This window comes from Corynebacterium vitaeruminis, assembly GCF_001054325.1.
In the GTDB taxonomy this organism is placed as follows: Bacteria; Actinomycetota; Actinomycetes; order Mycobacteriales; family Mycobacteriaceae; genus Corynebacterium; species Corynebacterium vitaeruminis_A.
This window is the reverse complement of sequence record NZ_JVVM01000022.1, coordinates 286506-310890: the sequence shown is the minus strand read 5'-3', so window position 1 is coordinate 310890 and position 24385 is coordinate 286506. Positions and strand designations below refer to the sequence as shown.

The window sequence follows — 24385 nt, the reverse complement described above, 5'->3', positions numbered from 1 at the left end:
ATACATATATGAAGGCACGCTTTTCCACGCGCATCGCGGCACTAGTCGCCAGCGCCGGCCTCATCGCAGGCCTCGGCGCATGCTCCAGCAATGACGACAGCGCGACGCCCGCGGGCGAGTCCGAAGGCACCATTAAGGTGGTCACCTCCACCAAGGTCTGGGCAGACATCGCCGACGCTGTCACCGACGACGAGAAGGTCTCTATCGACCCAATCATCGCGTCCAACGACATCGATCCGCACTCCTACGAGCCAGCCGCAGCGGACATGGCGAAGGTAGAGCAGGCCGACATTCTCGTCGCAGGCGGCGGGCATTACGACGCATGGTTGACCGCCTCCCTGCGTGACGCCGAGGACAAAGTCATCATCTCTGCGCTGCCGCAGGAAGAGGGTCACGACCACGATCACGGCCATGACCACGAAGGCCAGGACGAGCATGGTGACCACGAGCACCACCACGATGGCGAGGCCAACGAGCACGTCTGGTACGACACCGATGCGGTTGAAGAAACTGCAGAGCAGCTCGCCGAAGCTTTGAACAAGATGGGTGCCAAGGCCGACACTAAGACCGTCGACGAGCAGCTCAAGAACATCGAAGAGGCCAAGAGCAAAATCCAGGCCGCTAAGGTCGCTCAGGTTCACCCGCTGGCCGATGACATCCTGAAGGACACGAAGGTTAAGGACATCACCCCGAAGGGCTACCGCCAGTCCACACTGAATGAGTCCGAGCCGTCGGCAAGCGATGTCAATGAAATGCTCAAGCTGATTGAGTCCGGCGAGCTGGACTACCTCATCGACGCACCGCAGACCCACGACCAGGTCTCGCAGCGACTTGTCGAGGCAGCCAAGGCAAAGGGCATTAAAATCATCAATGTTTTTGAGTCGCCGAGCGCCGACCAGTCCTTCTTTGACCTCTACAAGCAAACCCTGTCCGAAATGGAGTCCGCATAACTTTGCCCTCACTGACTTTTACTGACGCAGCCGTCGAACCACTGTGGTCCGGTCTCAATTTGGATGTCGAACCCGGTGAATTCTTGGCCATTCTGGGTCCCAACGGCGTCGGCAAATCCACGCTGCTGACCACCGCCCTGGGCATGCGCCGCCTGACGCACGGTTCAGTAAAAGTCGAAGGGAACCTGGGCTACATTCCACAGCAGCGGATGTTTGAGCCCTCGCTGCCTATCCGAGTGCGAGATCTCGTCGAGCTAGCCGCCGGCAAAAACCGCTCCGACACCGACGAAATGCTCGAATTCGTCGGCGCAACGGGCATTGCAGACCGTCGCGTCGGCACGCTCTCTGGTGGGCAGCAGCAGCTTGTCCGTCAGGCGCAGGCGCTCGTGTCGGCACCAGATTTTTTGCTTTGCGACGAGCCCTTGCTCTCCCTCGACCCTGCGGCACAGCGGACCACGGTCGAGCGCTTAGACCGCCACCGCCGGGAAAATGACACGGCAGTCGCCTTTGTCACCCACGACATCAATCCCATTCTGGGAGTCTGTGACCGCGTGCTCTACCTGACCCCACACGGACACGCAGTCGGGTCGGTCGAGGAAATAATCACCTCAGAAACGCTCTCCGAGCTTTATCAGACCAAAATTGTGGTTGCCCGCGTCGAGGGAAAGTTGGTTATCGCCTAATGGCTCAGTATTTCTCCGACACCGCTGCCCTACTTCAAGTCGGGTTCGTCCACAATGCCCTCATTGCGGCGGCTCTGCTTGGGCTGATTTCCGGGATCATCTCGCCGCTGATTGTCATGCGACAGATGAGCTTCACCGTCCACGGCACTAGTGAACTGGCACTCATGGGTGCATCCGCAGCTCTACTGCTTGGCGTCAGTGTCAGCAGCGGTGCCATTATCGGATCGGTGCTCATCGCAATAGTCCTGGCGGCACTGTCGCTTCGAGGGCGCCAAGATGCGGTCGTGGGCGTGGTCTTGAGCTTCGGCATGGGCTTATCGGTGTTGTTTATCCACCTCTACCCCGGCCGGACAAGCACGGCATTTTCACTGCTCACCGGACAAATTATCGGTCTGACAGACACCTCTTTGTGGACCATGGCCATTGTCGCCGTCATCGTCGTCGGCGGGGTCGCTTGGAAGTGGCGACCACTACTGTTCGCCTCCGCCGACCCCATCATGGCCGCCGCCTGTGGCATCAATGTCAAGACGCTGTCAATCTACTTCGCAATTCTCACCGGCCTCGTCGCCGCCCAAGGCGTGCAGATTGTCGGCTCCCTGCTTGTCATCGCCCTGATTATCACCCCTGGCGCCGCGGCCGCATTCGTCACCGCCTCGCCTGTGAAGGCCATCATCCTGTCGACCATCTTCGCCGAGATCGCGGCCGTTGGCGGCATCGTTCTCTCACTCGCGCCGGGCATCCCGGTCAGCGTTCTAGTGACAACAATCGCGTTCGTCATCTACCTCATCTGCTACGCCATCGGATCGGTGCAGTCGCGCAAGGCAACGCGTGACGACGTCCAGGCGGCCAAGTGGAGTAAGTAGCCACAAGTAAATTTCGGCGCAGTATTAGACACGCCAATGATAAAAACGCCGAGCAGCCCTTCGAGCGGCGATTATGGTGAAGACGCGTCCGTCTTCCCTCTCGCCACCGAAGGACTGCCCGTATTTTTGCTGGATCCTCAAAAGAAGATTCCAACACCCCCAGCTCTTTTAAGACTGCGAGGCTGCCGAAATGGGATGACCCGGCAGACAGAAAAACTAACGCTGAAGATGTCTTGGTCTGACATCTCAGTGACCCAAAGCTAGCTATACAAGCCACCACTAGGTCCGTGCGCATCCCTAAACTACGACCAATTACGCCCCCATTTCTAGGAGCATGATTTGCCGCCCTCCCCGCGGGAAACGACGGATAATTTTCTGTTGAAAGTGATACTAATGTGGGTATTTCCGCAGCGCACGCCGGGAATAGAATTACTTCTAAAGTATTGAACTACTGGGGGTAGCCATAAGTACCGGCCACAATCTAGAACTCAAAATGCCCCACGTAAACGCCGTTACTATAACGAATCGATAATGACGTCCACGGGGGCATCAAGTGCGCTACTCGCTGCTCTTTGCCCGGCGCTGGCGGGCAAACTCACTCAGAGTCACACCTGCGGCAACGGAAGCATTGAGCGACTCAACCCAGCCGGTCATCGGAATGGACATGATGGTGTCACAGGTATCGCGCACCAGGCGCGAAAGTCCCTTGCCCTCAGAGCCGACGACCACAACCACCGGGGTGGTGCCGTCGTAAGTGTCCAGCGTGTGGTCACCACCGGCATCCAGACCGACCACCTGGTAGCCAGCCTTCTGGAACTGCTTGAGCGAGCGCACCATGTTGGTCGCACGCGCAACTGGCAGACGCGCCGCAGTACCAGCCGAGGTACGCCAGGCCACACCCGTAATAGCAGCCGATCGGCGCTCCGGAATCACCACACCATGACCGCCGAAGGCAGCCACCGAGCGAATCACCGCCCCCAGGTTGCGCGGGTCCGTGATGTTATCCAGACAGACGATTAGACCCGGTTCGCCGGTCTTGGCCACAGAATCAATCAGGTCTTCGACTGCCACGTACTTGTACGGCGGAATCTGCAGGCCGATGCCCTGGTGCATGGTGTTGCCGGTCATGGTGTCCAGCTCGTGGCGGGGCACCTCGCGAATCGGAATACCACGCGAGTTAGCAATACGCACTGACTCCTGCAGACGCTCGTCATTGTCCGTACCCAGTGCCACAATTAACGCTGCCGCAGGCACCTTCGCATGCAAGCACTCTACGACCGGGTTACGGCCGACCACCAGCTCGGAGCCATCCCCCTCGCGCTCATGGCGCCCGGAGTCACGGCGGCGCTTCTCTTTCGCTCGTTTGTGAGCTGCGTGATAAACGCGGTCCTCTGCCTTCGGAGTCGGCCCCTTGCCGCGCAGGCCCCGCTTCTGGCCACCGGAGCCGCCGACGTTCTTCTTACTTGCCTTGCGCACTGCGCCACGACGACCGTTGCCTGCCATAGCTACCTGCTTTCTGTTGTTAATAGATTTCTTCAGCTTTAGTCAGCCACAGACCACGCCGGACCATCCGCGGTATCGGTTACCTCGATTCCCGCTTCCTTCAGGCGGTCGCGCACAGCATCAGCCGTAGCCCAGTCCTTCTCCGCACGAGCCCGCGTACGCTCTTCCAGCTGGTGCTCAACCAGCACACCGAGCGCATGCATTGCCGCATCAGAACCGGAATCGGAGGTTGCCCACTGCTCATTCAGCGGATCGAAACCAAGGACTGCGGCCATAGCGCGGACAGCGCCAGCAATCTCCTTGGCCTTGGTCTCGTCGCCGTCGGCAAGCGCCTGGTTGCCCCCACGAACGGCGTTGTGGATTTCCGCGAGGGCGCGCGGGACAGAGAGATCGTCGTCGAGCGCAACTTCGAACTCCGGTGTCCACTCACCGATTTCGATATCTCCGAGCTTATCGACGGCACGGTGTACAAACGCCTCGATACGACGGTATCCCGCCGCCGCTTCCTGCAGAGCCTCCTCGGAGTACTCCAGCACGGAACGGTAGTGGGCACTGCCGAGGTAGTAACGCAGCTCAACCGGACGAACCATGGTCAAAATGTGCGGCACAGACAAAACGTTGCCGAGCGACTTAGACATCTTTTCACCGGACATGGTGACCCAGTGATTGTGCATCCAGTAGCGGGCAAAGCCATCGCCAGCCGCGTGCGACTGCGCAATCTCGTTTTCATGGTGAGGGAACTGCAGATCGAGACCACCGCAGTGGATGTCGAACTCCGAACCCAAGTAGTAGGTCGCCATGGCAGAGCACTCCAGGTGCCAGCCCGGACGGCCTTTGCCCCACGGTGTCGGCCAAGAGGGCTCGCCTGGCTTGGCCGCCTTCCACAGTGCGAAGTCGTGTGCGCCGCGCTTGCCCGGGGTATTGGTCTCGCCCTGCTCCATCTCGTCAACGCGGTTGCCGGAAAGGCTGCCGTAGTCACTACCCTCAGCCTTCGACCAGGCGTCCACATCGAAGTAGACGCTGCCATCGACCGCGTAGGCGAAGCCGTTATCCATCAGGCGCTGCATGTACTCGACCATCTGAGTGACATGCCCGGTAGCGCGTGGCTCCACGCTTGGCGGGAGAACACCGAGCTGGTTGTAGGCCCAGGTAAATTCGCGCTCAAAGCGGGAGACCCACTCCCACCAGGGGCGACCGTGTTCGGTGGCCTTGTTCAAAATCTTGTCATCGATATCGGTGACGTTGCGCACGAAAGCGACGTCATACCCCTTGGCAATCAGCCAACGGCGCAAGATATCAAAGGCCACGCCGGAGCGAACGTGCCCGATGTGCGGCTGAGCCTGCGGAGTCGCACCGCACAGGTAAATGGAGGCATGCCCCTCGCGGAGAGGCTCAAAATCCTTCAGTTGGCGGGTTGCGGTATCGAAGATTTGAAAAGTCACAGCCCCGAGCATAGCGGGGAAATAGATGCGGGTGAAAAAGAGAAACGGCTAGCGCACACGGACAATGTGTGTGCGCTAGCCGTCAACCGGAAAAGTGCAGAAAATCGCTACTGGGAGGAACCGGGAAGGGAATCGACTTATGCGCCTGCGTCCAGATCCACCGGCTTATCGTCGGCTTCATCCTTCTTCTCACCAGCGACACCTTCCTGGGCCAACGCGCGGTGACGCTCGATAGTGGCATCGACGCGGGCAAAGACTTCCTCAACCTTGGCCTCATCAACGCCGTCGGCAAGCGCCAGTTCACCGACGAGGACCTGGCGAGCCTTGCTCAACATACGCTTTTCACCGGCGGAAAGACCGCGGTCCTGATCGCGGCGCCACAAGTCACGGACAACCTCAGCAACCTTGTTAATGTCGCCAGAGCCCAGGCGTTCCTGGTTGGCTTTGTAGCGACGGGACCAGTTGCCAGCTTCTTCCACGTCGGTCTCGCGCAAAACGGAGAAGACCTTCAGCAGCCCCTCTTCACCGACGACATCGCGGACACCGACCAGCTCGGCATTCTTGGCTGGCACCTGGATATTCAAATCACTCTGCAGAATCTGCAGTACGAGGTACTGAACGGTCTCACCGTTAAGCTCTCGTTCAATGATGTTTTCGATTTTCGCAGCTCCGTGGTGCGGATAAACTACGGTATCGCCAATGCTGAATTCCATGTAATGCACACGCCCTTTCCAACGGCCTTCCACCCTATCATGTCCCCCCATGATTTTACGGGTAGTATGAGAACATCTTAGGAAGACACTAAGGTGTTCTTTAAATACTGAAAATCCTATCGCCCATCCTCAAGCTACTGGAGGAAATCTAGTCATGGCCTTCAAGTCCGTACTTCGCCGCAGCGCCCTCGTCACCGTCTCCGCAGCATCTGCAGTTGCACTTGCTGCCTGTGGCGCCGGTCAGATTTCGCAGACCGCAAATCAGCACCCGGCTGTCGACGGTGCGATGAACGCTGGCGAAGATGCTGCCGGCAAGGGTGCTGAGAACAGCAACTCGGCTCTCGGCTTCATCAATATTCGCGACGCTCACATCCTGGTTGACCCGGAGGCTGGCACCGCTGGCCTGAAGTTCTCCGCCAGCAACCAGCAGCGCGCTACCGAGTCGGTCTACAAGCTGGAGTCCATCACTATCGAGGGCATCGGCGAGGTTGAGCTGAAGAAGGTCGCTGAGACTCCTTCCTTCGCTAAGTCCGCAAAGGGCGAGAACGCCCTTCCGCGCGAGTGCCAGATTGTTGCCGGCCCGAAGTCCGTCATCGACCCGCTGGCTAAGACCGCTAAGGACAACGCCGGCTGCATCGCGTACTACACCAACGAGCTGAATCCGGCCACCCTGGTTGGTACCAACAGCAGCGCTGCAGGCCAGAACCGCGAGGCCACCTTCGAGTTCACTGACCCGCAGGGCAACACCAACACCTACGACCTGGACATCACCGTTTCCGCTGACATTCTGGAAGCTGGCGCACCGAACCGCGGTGCTGACGGCATGATTGAAACCAAGTAAGCGCAGTACAGCGCGTTCCCTGCGCTGTTCGTGCGCAGCGCACTATTAGCGCTCGTACAGCGCAGTCCTGTCCGCAATTACGCGAGGAGCTTCATCGAGCGGGCATGGGGCGATTGGTCGCTTGATACGGGCCACGGCAGTACAGTCAGTCCTTGACACATGTCATTGACTCTGCCCTGGCCCGCTCTCGCGTATCTGGGGCAATTTTTTAGCGACATTTCCCGCACATACCGCACCAAAAGTTGTCGGGTCTGTCGCCCCCTCGTTTGAAGCAAAGGCGGTTGCACCGTGGCCAAGACCAAAGACGAAGCCTACGAATGCTCGGCATGCGGTTGGCAGGTGTCGAAATGGGTTGGTCAATGTCCCAACTGCAAAGAGTGGGGCACGCTGGAGAAGGTCACTATCCGCTCCAGCAGCGGGAAGTCCGGTTCCACTCTTGAGGACAAAATCGCCGCCCGGGCAGCCAAGCAACGTCGCCGTAGCGCTGCCGCAACGGAGCCCGGCGCGCGGGGTGGCCGTCGTAAAGCATCTTCCACTTCCGTCGCGGCGGAGAGTCAGCGCCTGACGCGGCGCGCGCTTGACGACGAGGCGGAGGAACGTTTCCTCGCCGAGACCTCCGCAACAGATCGAATCCCCACTTCATCTTCCGAGTTGACCGCAATTACCGGGATTTCCGCCAAGGCTGCGCACGCGGTGCGCACGGGCATCGGTGAGCTGGATCGAGTGCTCGGTTCGGGTATTGTACCGGGTTCGTTGGTGCTCTTGGCCGGCGAGCCGGGGGTTGGTAAGTCGACGTTGCTGCTTGAAGTGGCCTATCGCTGCGCGGACGGCGATTTGGGGCCGACGCTTTACGTCACAGGTGAGGAGTCGGTAGGACAGGTGCGCTTGCGTGCCGAGCGCACTGGCGCGCTGTCGGACTCGCTGTACCTGTCGGCGGTGTCGAATATCGAAGATGTCATCGACCTGACGCTGGAGCTCTCCCCCGGTCTGCTCATTGTGGACTCCGTGCAGACGATGCGTGCCGACGTCGAAGGTGCTCGCGGTGGCGTTGCTCAGGCTCGCGCCGTAACCTCCGCCCTGGCAGCGCTGGCAAAGGAGACCGGGACTGCGATTTTCCTGGTGGGGCACGTGACCAAGGACGGCAATGTGGCCGGCCCACGCACTATGGAGCACCTGGTTGATGTGGTGCTCAACTTCGAAGGCGATAGACACTCGGGGCTGCGCTTCTTGCGGGGTCTGAAAAACCGTTTCGGCAGCACCGATGAAGTGGGCTGCTTCGAGCAGACCGCGGGCGGTATTGCGGAAGTCGAGGATCCCTCAGGGCTGTTTTTGCATCACCGAACGCCGACCTCGGGAACTGCAATTACCGTGGCCATGGATGGCCGCAGACCGCTACTGGCGGAGGTGCAGGGTCTGGTAATCAACACTGAGGCACATAATCCACGACGCAATGTCTCTGGTCTCGACCCGAGGCGCGTGCCGATGGTCGCGGCCGTGCTGACTGAACACGGTAACTTCAAGCAGTTGGCCCGCATGGAGATGTACGTGTCCACCGTCGGCGGAATGACGCTGTCGGAGCCTGCCGCGGACCTAGCGATTGCGCTGGCACTGGCCTCATCCATGACCAAGCGGACGTTTCAGGACAAAACCATTGCACTCGGCGAACTGGGGTTGGCCGGCGAAGTGCGGCGAGTGACCGATTTGGAGTGGCGCCTTAAGGAAGCTCATCGAATGGGCTTCGACACGGCAATTGTGCCCAGAGGCGCAAAAGGCCCGGCAGGGATGCGGCTGCTGGAAGCAGGCACCGTTGCCGAGGCCATTGAACTTGGGTTGGGAGCTAAGCGCTAGCGGATGTTGAACGTGTAGGCGTCAGAGTTGTTGTCACCAATCACGCCGTAGAAGATGTATGCCCCGGAGGGCACCGCGACGCGGTCTTCTTCAGAGCACTTGTTCGGCGCCGAGGTCAGACGCGACCAGGTGGCGGCATAGTTGACTTCCTCGCCCGGCGCCAATACCAGTTCGCCGTGGCCTTCGGAGTCGTTGCAGTCCACATCCGACCAGACTCGCTCATACGTTGCCAGGTCATACACCTCGAAGCGCAACTGCTGCTCATCGAGGTTCACGCGGCATTCGCCACCGGTGGGATTGTGGACGGTAATCGCCAGCGTCGGCTGCTCATCGCCGTAGTTCGGCTGATCCGAGGTGGCTGTCACCTGCAGATCTGCAAGGCTACAGTCCTTTTTGCTCGCAAGCGCCGCCTGAGCGTCATCCTTCGCGGAGTCTTCGCCTTCCTTGTCACCCTTCTTGGCGTTCTTGTCGGACTTGTCGTTCTTCGAGTCCTTGTCAGACTTAGGCGCGTAAGGTTCCTTGGGCTGTTCCGGAGGAGTCACCTCTTTCCCGTCATCCCTGGTGACATTCACCGGTTCAGAATCCTCGCTGTCCCGGTTTACCAGTGCGGAAATACCCCAGCCCAGGAGAACGAGGATGATAACGAGCAATACCGCCGCGGCGATACGCCGACGCCGGTAGATTTCTGGAGGCAGCTTATTGGTCACACATTTAGGTTAGCGGGTTCTCACTGACTCCATGGGTAACGACAGTCTCAGCGCGTCCGTCCTCCAAGCGGTAGCGCATACCGACAACGCCCACCTCGCCGGTCACCAACCGCGATGAAATCTCTGGCGAGCGATCAATAATGTGATTAACAATCTCGCGCACGTGACGACGCTCAAATTCGTCGATTTCAGTCTCGCCATCCTTGCGAGCGGCGAGCAGCGACGGGGTGACCTTCTCAATCAACACACGCTGGAAACCACCCGGCAGTTCGCCACCGTCCAGCGCATTCTTCGCCGCAGCCACAGCGCCGCAGGACTCGTGACCGAGAACAATCACCAGCGAAACTCCCAGACCATCAACTGCGAACTCCAGCGAAGCCAGCACCGACAAGTCCGTGATCTCACCGGCGGTACGGATCACAAATACATCGCCCAGCCCCTGATCGAAAATGATCTCCACCGGAGCGCGGGAATCCGAGCACGCCAGCACAACGGCCTTCGGCTTTTGTCCCTGAGTCAGCTGCTTACGACGAACCAAGTCCTGGCGGGGATGCGCAGTCTTACTCTCGCAGAAGCGGAGGTTTCCGCGCACCATCGATTGCCATACACTTTCAGGAGTCCTCTCAGAATTGCTCATAGTTATATTGTGCAACGACTCCGCTGTTTATGGGAAAGCGAGAATGTAGATTGACCTCTGCAATTAGCCAATCCGACGACTTCGACGAACACGTCGATGCCGCCTTACGTGATTGGTATCGCGCCAATATGCGGCCACTTCCCTGGCGCGAAGAAGGCACTTCACCATGGGCTGTGCTCGTCAGCGAAGTGATGAGTCAACAGACTCCTGTCGCCCGCGTCATCCCCTCGTGGCACGCCTGGCTGGAAAAATGGCCCACCCCAGCCGCCTTGGCCATCGCGCCCAAGAATGAAGTCCTGCGTATGTGGGGAAAACTCGGCTATCCCCGACGTGCGCTCCGACTGCGTGAGTGCGCAGAGACAATCGTCGAAAAGCACGACGGCGAGGTACCGAGCGACGTGGACACGCTGTTAGCCCTTCCGGGGGTAGGAGACTACACCGCTCGGGCGGTAGCGGCGTTCGCTTTTGGCGCGCGCACGCCGGTGGTGGACATCAACGTGCGCCGCGTGCTCCGGCGACACCGCCAGGGCACGTACCTTCCCGGCACCGCCAAACGCGCCGACATGGCGCTCGTCGAAGAGTTCCTGCCACGCGACCCCGCAACCGCAGCCGAAACCTCTGTCGCACTCATGGAACTCGGCGCTACTGTCTGTCGAACGACACCCGAGTGCGAGGTCTGCCCCATCGCTACCAGTTGCGCCTGGGTTGCCGCCGGTCGCCCCGAACCCGAAGACCACGAAATCGACGCCGCTAAACGGCGTGTGCAGAAGTTCGAAGGCACCGACCGCCAAGTCAGAGGCTTGCTTCTCGACGTGCTCCGCGCCGCCAACTCCCCCGTCGAACAGGCCGCTCTCGATGCGGTTTGGGATGATGCGCATCAGCGTTCCCGCGCACTGTTTTCCCTGCTTGACGACGGCCTTGCGGAGCAAACTCCTGATGGCCGCTTCCAGTTGCCAAGTTAAACCGGAGGCAATGCTTCAGTAATGACCAGATTCGAACAAGTTCCTTGCCTAGAATTGGGAACATGAATGCCTCGTCCCATCGATTTCAGCGCCAGCGCTGTCTCTTTGGGGCTCGTAAGCGCAGAATTGCGCTGAGCGCGGTGCTTGGAGTTGCTCTTCTGGGCTCTAGCGTGGGAACGCTCGGTGGTTGCTCGGCGGTGGATGGCCTAGGAGCGACTGGCTTCGGTTCCTCGGACTCTGACTCTTCTACGGTGAAGCGGTTGCCTCCAGGACAGGTAATTACGAAGACGCCATTTCCGGTCAATGCGCCCGCACGCGCACAGCGGGTTGTGTTTTCCTCCACAGGCGCACGCGATCACCGCCAGACAGCGGTGTCCGGTACGATTTTGCAGCCCTATGCCCACTGGTCGGAGAAGTCCCCACGCCCCCTGGCGGTGATTGCGCCGGGAACTCTCGGGATGGCCGATAACTGTGCCAGTTCGGTTGCGCTGCGCTACGAGGCACCTCCGACACCCCCGGCACCGCAGCTGCTAGCACAGGGGTGGAATGTCGCCATTGTGGATTACCAGGGGCTCGGCACGCCTGGAGTACATCCGTATCTCAACCGTGAGATTGCCGGGAATAACACGCTCGATATGGCAAGAGCGGCTATTGAAACTTTGCAACTGCCTACAGATACTCCCATTGCGCTGTTCGGCTACTCACAGGGCGGAAGCGCCACCGCTGCAGCGGCGGAGCTAGCTGCGGAATACTCCTCCGAGCTAAATATTCGCGCGGTCTACGCCGGCGCGATTCCCGCCGATCTCACCGACACCGCACTGCATATTCGCGGCTCGGCGCTGGCGGGGCTCGTCGGATACTTTATGAACGGATTAATTGCTGAGTACCCAGAGACCAAAGAACCAATCGAGCGCATGCTCAGCCCGCTGGGGCAGGACTTCCTGAAGCTCACCGCCGATGAATGCATTGGCGCTACTGTCGAACGTTGGCCCCGCAATGACACCAAGGCATTTACAGCCAATGATTTAGGGATAGCGGAGAATCTGCGCTCGTCGGAGCTCTCCCCCGTCGTTCGCCGCCACGTGGACGAACAGGCCCTGGGGACAAAGACGCCCAGTATGCCCGTATTCGTCACACATAACGCATTGGATGATGTGTTACCGGTGACGTCGGCACGCGAACTTGTGCAGAAATGGCAAAAGGCCGGCGCCGACATCACCTATGTGGAGGTCGACACTGACCTCGGTGATGGGACACACGGCCTTGCCTATGTGCTCACCCACGACGAGATGCTTGCGTGGGTAAATCAGAAAATGGGTTACTAGCGTACTTACGAACTGGCAATGCTGACGGTGAAATGCTCACCGCCAACCACCAGCAGCTAACTACTTCTTCTTCCAACGACCGCGGAAGGTCAACCCCTTACCCAGTCGGACGGTGTAACCGCCACGGCTGTTAAAGGTCACCGGACCAATGCGCTTAGAACCGGAAACGCCAGAGCCGGAGTAGTTCAGCCACGTGTTCTTGTCCAGGTTCTGCTTCTTGCGGTAGTTGAGTCCCATTTAGTTTTCTCCCTCGGAGTTATCAGATTCGGGCTCTGCCTCAGCAGCGGCCTGGTCTGCGGCACCCTCGATGTCGTCGGATTCAACACTCAGGGTGCCTTCAGCACTCCCGAGAACATCCTTGTTTTCCTCGGACTCAGCCAGAGCACCGCCGTCGGCATCAACGTTACCGACCTTGCCCTTGTTGGTGAAGGTGAACTTTGCCTTGTCGACATCCTTGGACTCGCCATCCCAGCCCTCGACATCGATGAAGACCGTCTCGCCGAGACCAATCTCACCGTAGAGAATCTTCTCGGAAAGCTGATCCTCAATCTCACGCTGGATGGTACGACGCAGCGGACGAGCACCGAGCACCGGATCGAAGCCGCGCTTGGCCAGCAGATTCTTGGCGCGGTCGGAAATCTCCATAGTGATGCGCTTCTCGCCGAGCTGGTCGCTGACGCGGGCCAGCATAAGGTCGACCATCTGGACAATCTCGGCCTGGCTCAGCTGCTTGAAGACCACAATCTCGTCAATACGGTTCAGGAACTCCGGACGGAAGTGCTTCTTCAGCTCGTCGTGGACCTTGTCCTTCATCCGCTCGTACTTGCCATCTTCATCGGCCTCGCCGACACCCGAGAAGCCCATACCAACAGCCTTGGAAATGTCGCTGGTGCCCAGGTTCGACGTGAAGATCAGGACCGTGTTCTTGAAGTCCACCACTCGCCCCTGCGAGTCAGTCAGACGACCGTCTTCCAGGACCTGCAGCAAGGTGTTGTAAATCTCCTTGTGGGCCTTCTCAATCTCGTCGAAAAGCACGACGGAGAACGGCTTGCGGCGCACCTTCTCGGTGAGCTGGCCACCCTCCTCGTAGCCAACGTATCCGGGAGGAGCACCAAAGAGACGCGATGCGGTGAAGCGATCGTGGAACTCACCCATATCAATCTGAATGAGTGCGTCTTCCTCGCCAAAGAGGAACTCGGCCAGGGCCTTCGACAGCTCGGTCTTACCAACACCGGACGGACCGGCGAAGATGAACGAACCGGACGGGCGCTTCGGATCCTTCAGACCAGCGCGGGTACGACGAATAGCGCGGGAGACAGCACTGACGGCCTCTTCCTGACCGATAATGCGCTTGTGCAGCTCATCCTCCATGCGCAGCAGACGCGAGGACTCTTCCTCGGTGAGCTTGAACACCGGAATGCCAGTCCAGGAAGCCAGGACCTCCGCAATCTGCTCCTCACCAATCTCAGCGATGGTGTCGGACTCGCCCGCACGCCACTTCTTCTCGCGGTCACGGCGTTCTTCGCCCAGCTTGCGCTCCTTGTCGCGCAGACCAGCTGCCTTCTCGAAGTCCTGCTCGTCGATGGCGGCCTCCTTCTGGCGACGCACATCAGCAATCTTGGAGTCAATCTCCTGCAGGTCAGCCGGGGCAGTCATACGCTTAATGCGCATACGAGCACCGGCCTCGTCAATCAGGTCAACGGCCTTATCCGGCAGGAAACGGTCGTTGATGTAGCGGTCGGAGAGCGTAGCGGCAGCAACCAGAGCCTTGTCCGAGATGGACACGCGGTGGTGAGCCTCGTACTTATCGCGGACACCACGCAGAATCTCGATAGTGAGATCCACACTTGGCTCCGGCACGTTCACCGGCTGGAAACGGCGCTCAAGAGCAGCGTCCTTCTCGATGTGCTTACGGTACTCATCCAAAGTGGTAGCACCGATGGTCTGCAGCTCACCGCGAGCCAGCTTCGGCTTCAGAATCGAGGCTGCATCAATTGCGCCCTCGGCGGCACCGGCACCAACCAGCGTGTGAATCTCGTCAATAAACAGGATGATGTCACCGCGCTGGTTAATCTCCTTGAGCACCTTCTTCAGACGCTCCTCGAAGTCACCGCGGTAACGGGAACCCGCAACCAGCGAGCCCAGGTCGAGAGAGTAAAGCTGCTTATCCTTCAGCGTCTCCGGCACACGGCCGTTGACAATGTCCAGTGCAAGCCCCTCCACAACGGCGGTCTTACCAACACCAGGCTCACCGATCAGCACAGGGTTGTTCTTGGTGCGACGAGAAAGAACCTGCATAATGCGCTCGATTTCCTTCTCGCGGCCGATGACTGGATCCAGCTTGCCCTCGCGCGCAGCCACGGTCAGGTTCCGACCAAACTGATCGAGCACCAGCGAACCGGACTGGTGGTTGCCCTCCTGCACACGAGCACCGGAGGTGGCACCGACCGGACGCTGCTCCGGAGAACCGTCGGATTCATCACCCTGGAAGCCGCTGAGCAGCTGAATAACCTGCTGGCGTACGCGCGGCAAGTCAGCGCCGAGCTTAACCAGAACCTGAGCGGCAACGCCCTCGCCCTCGCGAATCAGGCCGAGCAGTAGGTGCTCAGTACCGATGTACTTGTGGCCCAGCTGCAAGGCCTCGCGCAGAGAGTATTCCAGCACCTTCTTTGCACGCGGGGTAAACGGCACGTGACCGCTCGGCGGCTGGGAGCCACGGCCAATAATGTCGACTACCTCCGAACGCACAGCATCCAGGGAAATACCCATGGACTCCAGCGCCTTGGCAGCCACACCGTCGCCTTCACTAATCAGGCCGAGCAGGATGTGCTCCGTGCCGATGTAATTGTGATTGAGCTCGCGTGCCTCATCCTGTGCCAGGACGACAACGCGACGTGCTCGGTCCGTAAACCTCTCGAACATCACTGCCCTTTCAAGTGTCTATTTTTGCCGTAATTCAATAAAGGTTGTTTCACCTAGCTTAAACGCGACGCGACGCAGATTAATCCCTATAGCCGTACGCCAGTAGCGAACAGGCTGGTCAATAGAGGTATCACTGCTCGTACGGCAGCAAAAGCTCCCGGTGGCAATGCCACCGGGAGGAAACGAATGTGGGAATGAATTACTCCTGCGCGTTAAGCCGTACGCCAGACAAGAAGGAGTACTCGGAGTACTCGCACGGGATATCAGTCAGTCTCCATAATCTCCCACTCATACGGAGTCACTTCACCGCGCACCTCGTGGTACGGAGAACTGAAGTACAGGGTGCCATTCTTATTCAGGACCACGATCCCGTGGAAGCTGTACTTCTTCCCTTCCTTCAGTCGGAATGGCGGGCGCGAGGCATCCCAATTTCCACCGCTCATTCCGGCTTCCCAACTTCCAGATGCATCCTCGAGATCAAAGGTGACCAGATTGTGGGCGTTCTTCTTGTTACCCCACTTAGCTGTGGTCTGGCAGCGGAACATGTCCTGATTTACCGACCCACCACAGACTACGGTTTCTCCGTCTGTGGAATAGCTGACATAGTCACGGTTGATCTTGGGGTAGTTCGTAGCTGCATCGGCGACGGACGGATTGACAATAGCAAGCGCAGCGGCGGCAGTGATTGCGGCGGCTACAGCGGAAATCTTCTTGGTGAACATGATCTCAGATTAAAAACTCTCGGACACAAAAGAAACGGGAGTTCTCCCCGGGGAGTTCTCCCCTAGCCAAACCATGCTGGACTGCCCAAATCTGGACAGTGGTGCCATCAAACGCACCACGATTTATCCGCTTATGTCACCGGCACAATGCAGTCAGATAGCGATGCTGTCCAAAACAGCACGGCCAGAGCGCATGGCAGTCTGTGACGCACCGAGAATGGACTCATATCAATGGCTTTCAAACTATTCAGCTTCCGAAAGACCTTCCGCCCCACCCGCAACTCCCGGGTTACGCTATCGCGTTCTGGCCTCGGGTATTCCTATCGCATGGGGCCCGTTCGGTGGACGAAGAATGCCCGTGGCGGCCGAACCACCACTGTGAACACGCCAATTAAGGGATTGACTTATCGCAAGTACCGTCGTTAAGCCAGCAATTTCAAGTCGTCTGCAGTGACCAATCGTGCTTCGATTGCAGCGACAACTACCAGCTGCAGACGGCTCTTTTGATTAACCCGTTGCCACTCCTTGCTTGAGACCAGCCCCTTGCTCAAAGCGGATTCAAAAAGTGCGGTGCGGTAATGCTCGACTGCCTTTGCGGTCTTGCCTCCCAGCTTTCGGCCGGCCTCGGCATCGGTGCATGAAACCATAATGGTGTCGATTCGGCCGCGCAGATAATCCTCCGCGTATGCGGCGATTAGAGCACGCTGGCGCTCCGGCAGCTCCCCAACCGAGATGGTTTCAGTCCCGTCAGTTGGCAGCACGACCTTTGCATCGGCGTGCTCAATATCCTGTTTAATCTGAATTTCGTACTGGTCATCCTTAACGGAAAAGCGGATGAAATACTCCGGGTAGCTCAAATCAAAACGCTGTTGCGGAGCCAGCCGGAATGACCGCGACACCTCCGGAATGTGCACCATTGCAGTCACGTGCTCGCAGTTATTGAGCAAAAACCACATTCCGGATTCCGCATACACATACATTGCTATGCGGTGCATGTAGCGATTATCTTCGCCCACTTTGAGGTCGGCGTCACGCCCGATGGTCAATCCCTCACTCGGATTGGCAACAATCGCATCCCCACACAAATTATCAACCACAAGTGTCGGGAGCGATGTCACGTTGACCAGGCCTTTCTCTCGCACCACCAGCCACCAACCGCGAATCAGGAACCCTACCCAACGCTCCTGGGGGGAATCGCCCAACGACGGCTGAAGTGACTGGCATTCATGATAGTTATCCGAAATATAACAAATATTCTCGGCGTTATCGCTTAATTCGTCGTAGTTTGCATTGCCCACGCCGCCACCGTGTCATAGGCAGCAGGACAAGGATCGCCTTCAGTCAAAACGACAAATACCGGACGAAGCACTTCGGGACTGGATGGCGCAGAACTTTCCGCCGGTTGAACCAAGCAGTAATTAATCGGTCGTGCTGCCTCGGAACCTTCGCTGTTCACAGCTTGAAATGAACCTGACGTTTGTAGGACATCCAGCCGGCGACCATCGGGCTCCATTCGCAGTTTCACCACTTCAGAGCCAGCTGGTTCAGCCACTGACCGGTTCTTGCTCACGGCATCCAGAATTTCACCACGCCATTTGTCATTTTCAGCCTCTGCAATCGGCTTCTTCTCATCAATGCCGTGGCGAAATGGCAGCAAGAATTCATCTGCTGAAGCAAACTGCGTCGCGTGATATGCAGCACCGTTGAATGTTCCCATCCGCTGAATCCCCTGCCAGCTCTTCTCGCCGATGGGGACGTCGCTTAACGACGTAAGGGTCCATCGGTCACCCACCGGAATCCGAGGCCCCTTCGCCAAATCGGGAGCGCGAAGTCGCATTGGTTCCGCAGAACCCCCGATAGCTACTGGCTGTGCCAAGTGCTTGGCACTAAAGAGACCGCCATCTCCAATGCCGCTACGTTCGGCAACAACAATGCCGCCACCAATAAGGCCTAGACATGCCACTACAGAGAACGCTGCAAGCGCTTTCTTCCGGTTCTTCGGATTGCGAACCTCGACGGCACCACCATTTAGCGCAGCAATGAGATCGCTAATAAACGCATTGCAGGATTCGTAGCGTTCATCGGCGTCAACCGCCAACGCCTTGGCGAAGACCGAATCAACTACCGCACCGAGGTTGGTAACCGGTCGCTTACCGCAGTGCAATTGCCGCGCACTGGCCGCGTCAGTAGCTGGAAATGCCTTATATCCCTGCAACAGCTCGAATATCGTGCACGCAAACGCATACTCGTCACTAGCTGCACTAATGCAACCCTTAGTGAAGATCTCTGGCGCCATGTAGGGCAATGAGCCGGCAACACGATTGGTCACGCCAACACTGTCGATTTCAGTGGCGGTTGATACACCGAAATCCACAAGCGTCGCACTTAACACAAGCCCCGACGAATCCCGCTCTACGACGATGTTTGATGGTTTTACATCACCATGAATCACCGCTGGTTCGTGCTTTGCTAGCCGATCTAGCGCGGTAGCAATCTCCACACCAATCGACATGACCTCGCTCTTATCGAAAGTGCGCGGAGGATACTCGGCCAGCTCAGCGCCCAACGAATTACCGCTAATAAGAGTCATGGTGAACCAGAGCAGGTTCCCGGCTCGCCCGCCATCGAACACGGTCACAACGTTGGGAACGTGAACAGTGGCTGCGATAGAAACCTCGTTCTGGAACAGTGCCTCCATTCGCTTAGAGGCACTGGCCTCTTCCGGCAGTGGGACGATTTTCAGTGCTTCGTTTCGGCCCAGCTTGGGATTCCGTACTCGAAAAACCGTCCCCATATTACCGGCACCGATGAGAGCTTCAACCTCGTAGCCCTCAAAAATATCGCCTACCTGGGGAAGATCAGTCATCGGTTCCGTTGCCCAGACCCATCGAGATTACCCACCATAATCTGAATCCCAGACTCAGAGCGGCAATCATAATTAGGCGAAACTTCTTGGCATTCCATCGTCAGTGGCTGACCGTCATACTCAATCTCGATTGTCGTCTGCTTTGGCAGTGTTCCTTGCTCTTGCCGCTGTTTACTGAGCGCCCGCACTACCTCGTAATATGCTTCACAGTCCATATCGGAGCCCTGATTTGACCAGGCACTCTGCAGCGTCGGGCACGTCGGATCAACGGTCGAAGCTAAGACCTCTGGGTCTACGAACCGATCGTCGGCAGGCGGTGCGATTGTGGTCGAGGTTGGTTCCTGATCATCGCCCACATAGTAGGACGGCGAGACTTCCACTTCGGTGCTTTCAGTGGTTTCAAACAACCCGTCGGCGTTATCCTGCTGGTTAGAGCGGAAATTTAGGATCCAGACCACCATTGCCAGGATGACGACAACCAGAATGGCGAGCACGAACAGCAGAATCTTCCGATTTCGACCATCAGTATCGGAATTTGCACCGCTGTCAATGTCATCGACGCCCGGGATTAGAGTGCGATCGTCGGTCATCAGTTATCTCCTTGGCTGACAGAAACCTTCATCATCGTCGTGCGAGCAGCCGAAATCTCTTCCTCATTCATCACACCAATTCGTACGTGTGACTCGATTGAGCGACCCGATGGAACGTGAGTACCTTCCACGGTAATCATGCCGTCTGCCGCTACAAAGAACTTAACCTGAATTGGCTGGCCCTTGGGTAACGGTGGGATTCCTGTCAGCATAGATTCCGAACCACTAATGATGTCATTGAGAGCGACATCTTCGGATGGAACGTCGCTGGCCTGCTGGTACAGCGTCAAATCTACTTCCTCTTGGCCATCAGCTACGGTCGAATACTCCCGGACCACCGGCTCAGACAGCGGAATCATGTCATTCTGGTTGACCAGATAGTCGATGTACGGGTTGTTCAGGTGATCAACAACTCGAATGCCAATCGACTTTGGCAATACATTTGCCACCTTCTTCTCCGACAGCGCGGCTAGCTGCCCAGCGTCAATCCCTGTCTCAGCCGCAATCTGCGCAATTGACTGCTGTTGGACAGCAGGGCTGGACTCAGCATTAACCACTCCCCCGAGCTTGCTGATCATCGCAGCAAGGGCAGCACCCTTAGCAACGGCTAGATCAGGCTCAACCAACAGTGGCTTCTTACCCGTCAGACGCTCCACCAGTTTGGTTACGGCGGTCATTCGCGAAGATCCACCCACCAGGATGACCTCATCAATTGTCAGTCCCGGCTCCTTTTCCTTTGCCGTCTCCAATACACGGGTCAAAGGAATCTCCGTCTGCTCGAGCAATGGCGCCGTGACACGCTCCAAGTCTTCGCGGGTAACGGCAATCTTGGCGCGGGAACCGGAGTCACTGGCAAGTCGCACAGTGGCGCTTTCCGCATTACTCAGCGCCTCTTTACAGTTCACCGTCTGCTCATGCAACTTAGCGACGAAGGTCTCATCGTTTTCCGCCTCCTCGTCACCAGTCTGCTCAATGAATTTATCCAGGATAAATTCACCAAGCGCCTTATCCCAGTCAGCACCGCCCAGTCGAGCATCACCGTCGGTGGCAATAACCCGGAAGGTGTTGTCAATCCCCTGCACAATCGTGGCATCGAATGTACCGCCTCCGAGGTCATACACCAGCAAGGTCTTGTCCTTTAGAGGCTGCTTGGAGTCGTAGTAGAGGGCCGCAGCAACCGGTTCTGCTACCAGCTCCAACACATTGAAATTAGCAATCTGCCCTGCGTTGCGAGTTGCCTCGCGCTCCTTCGCACCAAAATATGCCGGCACAGTAATAACTGCCGAAATTTCGTCGTCAGCTGCTTCGTCTGGAACCAACGAGCGCAAAATCAATGAGGAAATCTCCTCCGGGGTGTACGCCTTCCCGCTGAAATTCCATTTCTTATCGGTGCCGATGCTCCGCTTCACCAGCTCGACAACGTCATTGGGGCTGAAGAGCTTCTCTTCACGCGCTAGCTTTCCGACAACGGTATTGGCCTGCGATTCAAACCACACCACACTTGGTGTCGACAGGTCACCGTCGAGGTTTTCTTGAATGACAGGAACACCCAGTGAGTCCACGTAGGAAATTGCGCTATTGGATGTGCCCAGATCGATGCCGTAGATACGTTCAGCCATGATTTTTCTCCTTATTCTGAAATCTGTTGGATTCTTGACTTCTTTTGCCGTGTCAGCGCTCTAGTTGTGTGCTGGCCGGACTCGAGCTGTGCTCTGTTCAGACTCGAGTTTTGGCCTAGTTGCCGCTCTGCCGGTACACCGTGACCGGCGCCTTGGCCACCACAATTGGGCTGGTAGAACTGGTGAAGGTGTAGTAGTGCGAGATTCGTCGTGATGGCGCTAGCGTGCGGTGCAGCGCGGGGTTATCTGAATCCGCGAATTTGGTACGACGGTGAATTGAAGAATCAAAGGCATCGCCCACCTTCGCCTCTGTAATTGCCACTCCCATGGACTGAAGCGCATCTGCAATCGAGTCCTGCAGGAAATCCAAGGTCGAATACAGGTCACTGCCATCAGTTTCGGTAGTTTCTTCGAGCCGCGAAAGGTCAGCGCAAATCCCGTCATGGATGGCCGCCAACTTTTCCGCCAGGGGCATCAACTGGGCGTACCAACGACGATCAGTCAGCGCTTCCAACTCTTCACTTTGAGAGCGCAGTACTGCGTTCATTGTGTCCAGCCGAGTTTGAATCAAATCCAACTGCTTTACGACGTTCCCGGCCGCAACACCTGCGGTACTTTCGGCATCCGTTTCTGGGAGCTCTTCCACTGTCGCGGGAGGAATGTCCTGCTGGGCTGGAGCTCCTTCCGTCGTGTCTTCATCATGGCCAAACTCGGCACCACCAAATTCAACACCGCCAAATTCGGCGTTCTCAACCTTGGACCATGCAGCTTCGTCGGTGTCTAGTTTTGGATCTCCGGAATACTCGACCGGCTCCTGACCTGTGGTATCACCGTTGTCGACCGTGCCCCGGGGACCGAAGGACTCATCAAAATTCGGCAGCGGGGCGAAATTATGCGCTCCACCGAAGTCAACCTCCGGATACTTAGGATCTCGTTCCTGATACTCATCAGCACGACCGTCTGAATGTTTATCCGACCTTTTATTTTCATCCTTTTTGTTATTAAAGAACCCCATTTTTATACTCCTTACCCTTAGCGAATAGATAGGCAATCGACACAAATGTAATGATAAATATAGAAAATAGAACCCATCCTAATTCATAGAAATTATCATTTATAACCCCCATGGCAATGAAATATACGATTCCAAAAACAGCAATCCATCGTTTTGCCACTCGCTTCTTTACCAACGCCCACAAGATACCGACAAAAATAGCCAGAACCGGTACAGCAATAAATCCATTACCTTCCTGCATGAACTGCACTATTAAACCGAGCACAACAAATGGAGAAAGAAATCGTAATAACTCCTTGGCAATCGCATCCCCTTCATCGGTATGGGGCGTCTTAAAACCCGATTTTCCCCTTCCGGTATCAGCCTTCAGGACATCGTCATGATTGACGTTTTGAAGAATGCGATTCTCAATTGTTGAATCGGAACTAGAACAGTAGGCTCCCTCAGCAATTTGCAATTCTTTACGAAGTCTCATTGGGTCCAGCGACGTTCCGTCGTTAAGCAGACCGAAAGTATGTCGAGTCACTAAATCCGCTGGATTATCGACTGCTTGCAACCTTCGAATAAGACCGGTGCGGGTTTCAGCCTCTGGCGAGCCGGTACGAAAACTCGCACCGATGGATTTCGTTGCACTCTTCAGCATGTCGCTATCGATGGGGTTGCCGTCGATAGCGCCTTCGGACTGTTCGCGAAAGCCGCTCGCAATGACATCTGCAATCGACCGAATGTCGGTATTTGCACTACTGGCCTCATCAAAGGCCGCCCAGACTCGTTTCTCCGCGTTGTTCGTTGGACCAGTCTCAATTTCCTGGCTATCTTCAACGTCGACGTATTCACGGAGCTCCATGCGGTTAGACGTTGGAACCAATATCCGATCAAAGAACTCTTCAAGCCCGTGCTCGGTAATCGCTTTTCCGCTGCCCTTTGCATACGGCTTCAAGAATCCCTCTTTAACTGCCTTCATCTGCACATCAGTGAAGAAGTACTGAGGACGCTGTACTCGTTTGAGAACAAGTCGAAAGGAAACACCAAACTTCTTTCGCACCGCGTCAACGAAATCTTCGGTGTGCAGCTCATCGATGATGTCCAGTGCACGCTGGGACTGCTTACCGAAGAACAACAGGTCTCGAATTAAACGGACACGCGCTTCCCAAAAATCCGAGGAAGAGGCATCTCCGCCCATGGGAATGTCAGCAATCAGCTGAGCTAACTTGGCGCCCGTTGGCACTGCGCCTGGTGAAAATAAGTTTTCAGCTAGGTTGTCTCGAACTGCGGGATTCAGACTCACATCTGCTCCTGAATCTCACTGATGCGAACACGCTGTTCTGGAGATAGGCCTGTCATAAACCGCCTGGCGGGATCTACTGCGATAAGCCATCCGGTGTCTACATGCTCCGGCAACAGTCGAATCATTGCCCGAGCAGGGCGTCCCGAATCAAGTGCGGAGACAGTTGTCAGAGTCTCTCCGTTGACGTTGGTGTCCTCTCGTTCTTCAAGCTCATAGGCAGTGCCGTACGTGGAAAGCGCCTGCTTCATCTCTTCAAACGCCGCGGCAGTGTTGTAGTCGAATGCGGCGCGAGCGTAGATGTATTCCACTAGGACTACGAGAGCGAAAAGGATTAATGCTTCGAGCGAAATAAGGACGCTTTTAGACATAAGCGATGCTGCGGTGACTGCCAGCACCGTGATAATGAGGCCGGGAATCCAACTAGTCTGATTTCGCAAGAACCACATCGCAAACCCCATGGCGAATGGAATCAACATCGCCGTATCTGGATATGGTCCACTATTGATGGATTCCAAAATTCCGCCAATTATGAATCCGGCGATAATTAGTATGACTCGAAACATCCAGGGTGCCCACCAGACAAAAAATGGCGGAATGATACGACCTTCTTGATCTACACCAACACGGTTCGGAATAATTCCCTGATCTTCCAAATCACCGCGCCAACCTTTAGTGCGATCTGGAACATCCTTCACAATATCTGTGGTTCTTAAGAAGTAGCTTTTGGCCGCATCTTTCAGCTGTTGGAGATTCATTAAACGGTTCTTTCCCTCGATCCTCTGTCCAACGATCAATTCGCTGAACCCGACAGGATTTAGTTAAGCCTGCACGGGTAGTGAAAGTCACCGGGAGAACTCCCGTACCGCTTCTGAGGTCTCCGCTATAGCGT

Annotated in this window: 23 protein-coding genes; 8 read left to right on the top strand and 15 right to left on the bottom strand. The window is 56.9% G+C overall.

Going from position 1 to position 24385, the window contains the following annotated elements; genetic code table 11:
• The first annotated feature begins 8 nt into the window (after nucleotides 1-8).
• Genes ADA16_RS07240 through ADA16_RS07230 form a run of 3 tightly spaced genes read left to right on the top strand, consistent with a single transcriptional unit; the run spans nucleotide 9 to nucleotide 2496 of the window.
• Nucleotides 9-950 (top strand): metal ABC transporter solute-binding protein, Zn/Mn family, encoded by a 942-nt coding sequence (locus ADA16_RS07240; RefSeq protein WP_048760476.1) that lies wholly within the window; start codon nucleotides 9-11, stop codon nucleotides 948-950.
• Between the two features lie 2 nt (nucleotides 951-952).
• Complete coding sequence (locus ADA16_RS07235; RefSeq protein ID WP_048760474.1) at nucleotides 953-1633, top strand: metal ABC transporter ATP-binding protein; 681 nt, start codon at nucleotides 953-955, stop codon at nucleotides 1631-1633.
• Nucleotides 1633-2496 (top strand): metal ABC transporter permease, encoded by an 864-nt coding sequence (locus tag ADA16_RS07230; protein WP_048760473.1) that lies wholly within the window; start codon nucleotides 1633-1635, stop codon nucleotides 2494-2496. Before ADA16_RS07235 ends, ADA16_RS07230 begins: the two co-directional genes overlap by 1 nt.
• 558 nt (nucleotides 2497-3054) lie before the next feature.
• Here ADA16_RS07230 and rlmB read toward each other — a convergent pair.
• From rlmB to ADA16_RS07215, 3 genes are all read right to left on the bottom strand, one after another.
• Nucleotides 3055-3999, bottom strand: coding sequence for a 23S rRNA (guanosine(2251)-2'-O)-methyltransferase RlmB (gene rlmB, locus ADA16_RS07225; RefSeq protein WP_048760471.1), 945 nt, complete (start codon nucleotides 3997-3999; stop codon nucleotides 3055-3057).
• A 38-nt stretch (nucleotides 4000-4037) separates the two neighbouring features.
• The gene (gene cysS / locus ADA16_RS07220) at nucleotides 4038-5441 is read right to left on the bottom strand and encodes a cysteine--tRNA ligase (protein WP_048760561.1); all 1404 of its coding nucleotides are present in this window, start codon (nucleotides 5439-5441) and stop codon (nucleotides 4038-4040) included.
• A gap of 137 nt (nucleotides 5442-5578) precedes the next feature.
• A complete protein-coding gene (locus ADA16_RS07215; protein WP_048760470.1) occupies nucleotides 5579-6154 on the bottom strand; it encodes a CarD family transcriptional regulator in 576 nt (191 codons plus the stop codon).
• A gap of 154 nt (nucleotides 6155-6308) precedes the next feature.
• Between ADA16_RS07215 and ADA16_RS07210 the strand changes: the two genes are divergently transcribed.
• Nucleotides 6309-6995 carry a hypothetical protein gene (locus ADA16_RS07210; protein ID WP_048760468.1) on the top strand — a complete coding sequence of 229 codons (687 nt, stop codon included), beginning with the start codon at nucleotides 6309-6311 and terminating at the stop codon, nucleotides 6993-6995.
• A gap of 288 nt (nucleotides 6996-7283) precedes the next feature.
• Nucleotides 7284-8843 (top strand): DNA repair protein RadA, encoded by a 1560-nt coding sequence (gene radA / locus ADA16_RS07205; protein ID WP_048760465.1) that lies wholly within the window; start codon nucleotides 7284-7286, stop codon nucleotides 8841-8843.
• Here radA and ADA16_RS07200 read toward each other — a convergent pair.
• Nucleotides 8840-9550, bottom strand: a complete 711-nt coding sequence (locus ADA16_RS07200; protein WP_048760464.1) for a hypothetical protein — start codon at nucleotides 9548-9550, stop codon at nucleotides 8840-8842. The two genes, radA and ADA16_RS07200, sit on opposite strands and share 4 nt — an antisense overlap.
• 4 nt (nucleotides 9551-9554) lie before the next feature.
• Nucleotides 9555-10187 carry a carbonic anhydrase gene (locus ADA16_RS07195; RefSeq protein ID WP_048760462.1) on the bottom strand — a complete coding sequence of 211 codons (633 nt, stop codon included), beginning with the start codon at nucleotides 10185-10187 and terminating at the stop codon, nucleotides 9555-9557.
• 29 nt (nucleotides 10188-10216) lie between these two features.
• Between ADA16_RS07195 and ADA16_RS07190 the strand changes: the two genes are divergently transcribed.
• Complete coding sequence (locus ADA16_RS07190) at nucleotides 10217-11149, top strand: A/G-specific adenine glycosylase (protein ID WP_048760460.1); 933 nt, start codon at nucleotides 10217-10219, stop codon at nucleotides 11147-11149.
• Between the two features lie 62 nt (nucleotides 11150-11211).
• Entirely contained in the window at nucleotides 11212-12474 is a 1263-nt protein-coding gene (locus tag ADA16_RS07185; protein ID WP_239659385.1) for a lipase family protein, read from the top strand.
• Between the two features lie 60 nt (nucleotides 12475-12534).
• On the opposite strand, the gene ADA16_RS11230 is transcribed toward ADA16_RS07185, so the two are convergent.
• The 3 genes from ADA16_RS11230 to ADA16_RS07175 form a co-directional block, all read right to left on the bottom strand.
• Nucleotides 12535-12711 (bottom strand): hypothetical protein, encoded by a 177-nt coding sequence (locus ADA16_RS11230; RefSeq protein ID WP_162837146.1) that lies wholly within the window; start codon nucleotides 12709-12711, stop codon nucleotides 12535-12537.
• A complete protein-coding gene (locus tag ADA16_RS07180; protein ID WP_048760458.1) occupies nucleotides 12712-15396 on the bottom strand; it encodes an ATP-dependent Clp protease ATP-binding subunit in 2685 nt (894 codons plus the stop codon). It abuts the gene before it with no gap.
• A 263-nt stretch (nucleotides 15397-15659) separates the two neighbouring features.
• The gene (locus tag ADA16_RS07175; RefSeq protein WP_048760456.1) at nucleotides 15660-16118 is read right to left on the bottom strand and encodes a hypothetical protein; all 459 of its coding nucleotides are present in this window, start codon (nucleotides 16116-16118) and stop codon (nucleotides 15660-15662) included.
• 231 nt (nucleotides 16119-16349) lie between these two features.
• Between ADA16_RS07175 and ADA16_RS11005 the strand changes: the two genes are divergently transcribed.
• A complete protein-coding gene (locus tag ADA16_RS11005; protein WP_016421461.1) occupies nucleotides 16350-16544 on the top strand; it encodes a DUF4236 domain-containing protein in 195 nt (64 codons plus the stop codon).
• Here the strand turns inward: ADA16_RS11005 and ADA16_RS07170 are convergent.
• From ADA16_RS07170 to ADA16_RS07140, 7 genes are all read right to left on the bottom strand, one after another.
• A complete protein-coding gene (locus ADA16_RS07170; RefSeq protein ID WP_239659384.1) occupies nucleotides 16541-17416 on the bottom strand; it encodes a hypothetical protein in 876 nt (291 codons plus the stop codon). The genes ADA16_RS11005 and ADA16_RS07170 overlap by 4 nt on opposite strands.
• Nucleotides 17389-18984, bottom strand: a complete 1596-nt coding sequence (locus tag ADA16_RS07165; RefSeq protein WP_048760454.1) for a serine/threonine-protein kinase — start codon at nucleotides 18982-18984, stop codon at nucleotides 17389-17391. Before ADA16_RS07165 ends, ADA16_RS07170 begins: the two co-directional genes overlap by 28 nt.
• Complete coding sequence (locus ADA16_RS07160) at nucleotides 18981-19574, bottom strand: hypothetical protein (RefSeq protein ID WP_048760451.1); 594 nt, start codon at nucleotides 19572-19574, stop codon at nucleotides 18981-18983. The genes ADA16_RS07165 and ADA16_RS07160 overlap by 4 nt, the downstream gene beginning before the upstream one ends.
• Entirely contained in the window at nucleotides 19574-21193 is a 1620-nt protein-coding gene (locus ADA16_RS07155; RefSeq protein WP_048760448.1) for an Hsp70 family protein, read from the bottom strand. The genes ADA16_RS07160 and ADA16_RS07155 overlap by 1 nt, the downstream gene beginning before the upstream one ends.
• 115 nt (nucleotides 21194-21308) lie before the next feature.
• On the bottom strand, nucleotides 21309-22208 hold the full coding sequence (locus tag ADA16_RS07150) for a hypothetical protein (RefSeq protein WP_048760446.1): 900 nt from the start codon (nucleotides 22206-22208) through the stop codon (nucleotides 21309-21311).
• Nucleotides 22195-23496 carry a hypothetical protein gene (locus ADA16_RS07145; protein WP_048760444.1) on the bottom strand — a complete coding sequence of 434 codons (1302 nt, stop codon included), beginning with the start codon at nucleotides 23494-23496 and terminating at the stop codon, nucleotides 22195-22197. Before ADA16_RS07145 ends, ADA16_RS07150 begins: the two co-directional genes overlap by 14 nt.
• Entirely contained in the window at nucleotides 23493-24191 is a 699-nt protein-coding gene (locus tag ADA16_RS07140; protein WP_239659383.1) for a hypothetical protein, read from the bottom strand. Before ADA16_RS07140 ends, ADA16_RS07145 begins: the two co-directional genes overlap by 4 nt.
• Nucleotides 24192-24385 lie beyond the last annotated feature (194 nt).

Coding starts and splice junctions, on each gene's coding strand:
- ADA16_RS07240 (WP_048760476.1), top strand. CDS start 9: ATGAAGGCACGCTTTTCCACGCGCATCGCGGCACTAGTCGCCAGCGCC.
- ADA16_RS07230 (WP_048760473.1), top strand. CDS start 1,633: ATGGCTCAGTATTTCTCCGACACCGCTGCCCTACTTCAAGTCGGGTTC.
- rlmB (WP_048760471.1), bottom strand. CDS start 3,999: ATGGCAGGCAACGGTCGTCGTGGCGCAGTGCGCAAGGCAAGTAAGAAG.
- ADA16_RS07215 (WP_048760470.1), bottom strand. CDS start 6,154: ATGGAATTCAGCATTGGCGATACCGTAGTTTATCCGCACCACGGAGCT.
- ADA16_RS07210 (WP_048760468.1), top strand. CDS start 6,309: ATGGCCTTCAAGTCCGTACTTCGCCGCAGCGCCCTCGTCACCGTCTCC.
- ADA16_RS07195 (WP_048760462.1), bottom strand. CDS start 10,187: ATGAGCAATTCTGAGAGGACTCCTGAAAGTGTATGGCAATCGATGGTG.
- ADA16_RS07190 (WP_048760460.1), top strand. CDS start 10,217: ATGGGAAAGCGAGAATGTAGATTGACCTCTGCAATTAGCCAATCCGAC.
- ADA16_RS07185 (WP_239659385.1), top strand. CDS start 11,212: ATGAATGCCTCGTCCCATCGATTTCAGCGCCAGCGCTGTCTCTTTGGG.
- ADA16_RS11230 (WP_162837146.1), bottom strand. CDS start 12,711: ATGGGACTCAACTACCGCAAGAAGCAGAACCTGGACAAGAACACGTGG.
- ADA16_RS07180 (WP_048760458.1), bottom strand. CDS start 15,396: ATGTTCGAGAGGTTTACGGACCGAGCACGTCGCGTTGTCGTCCTGGCA.
- ADA16_RS07175 (WP_048760456.1), bottom strand. CDS start 16,118: ATGTTCACCAAGAAGATTTCCGCTGTAGCCGCCGCAATCACTGCCGCC.
- ADA16_RS11005 (WP_016421461.1), top strand. CDS start 16,350: ATGGCTTTCAAACTATTCAGCTTCCGAAAGACCTTCCGCCCCACCCGC.
- ADA16_RS07165 (WP_048760454.1), bottom strand. CDS start 18,984: ATGACTGATCTTCCCCAGGTAGGCGATATTTTTGAGGGCTACGAGGTT.
- ADA16_RS07160 (WP_048760451.1), bottom strand. CDS start 19,574: ATGACCGACGATCGCACTCTAATCCCGGGCGTCGATGACATTGACAGC.
- ADA16_RS07155 (WP_048760448.1), bottom strand. CDS start 21,193: ATGGCTGAACGTATCTACGGCATCGATCTGGGCACATCCAATAGCGCA.
- ADA16_RS07150 (WP_048760446.1), bottom strand. CDS start 22,208: ATGGGGTTCTTTAATAACAAAAAGGATGAAAATAAAAGGTCGGATAAA.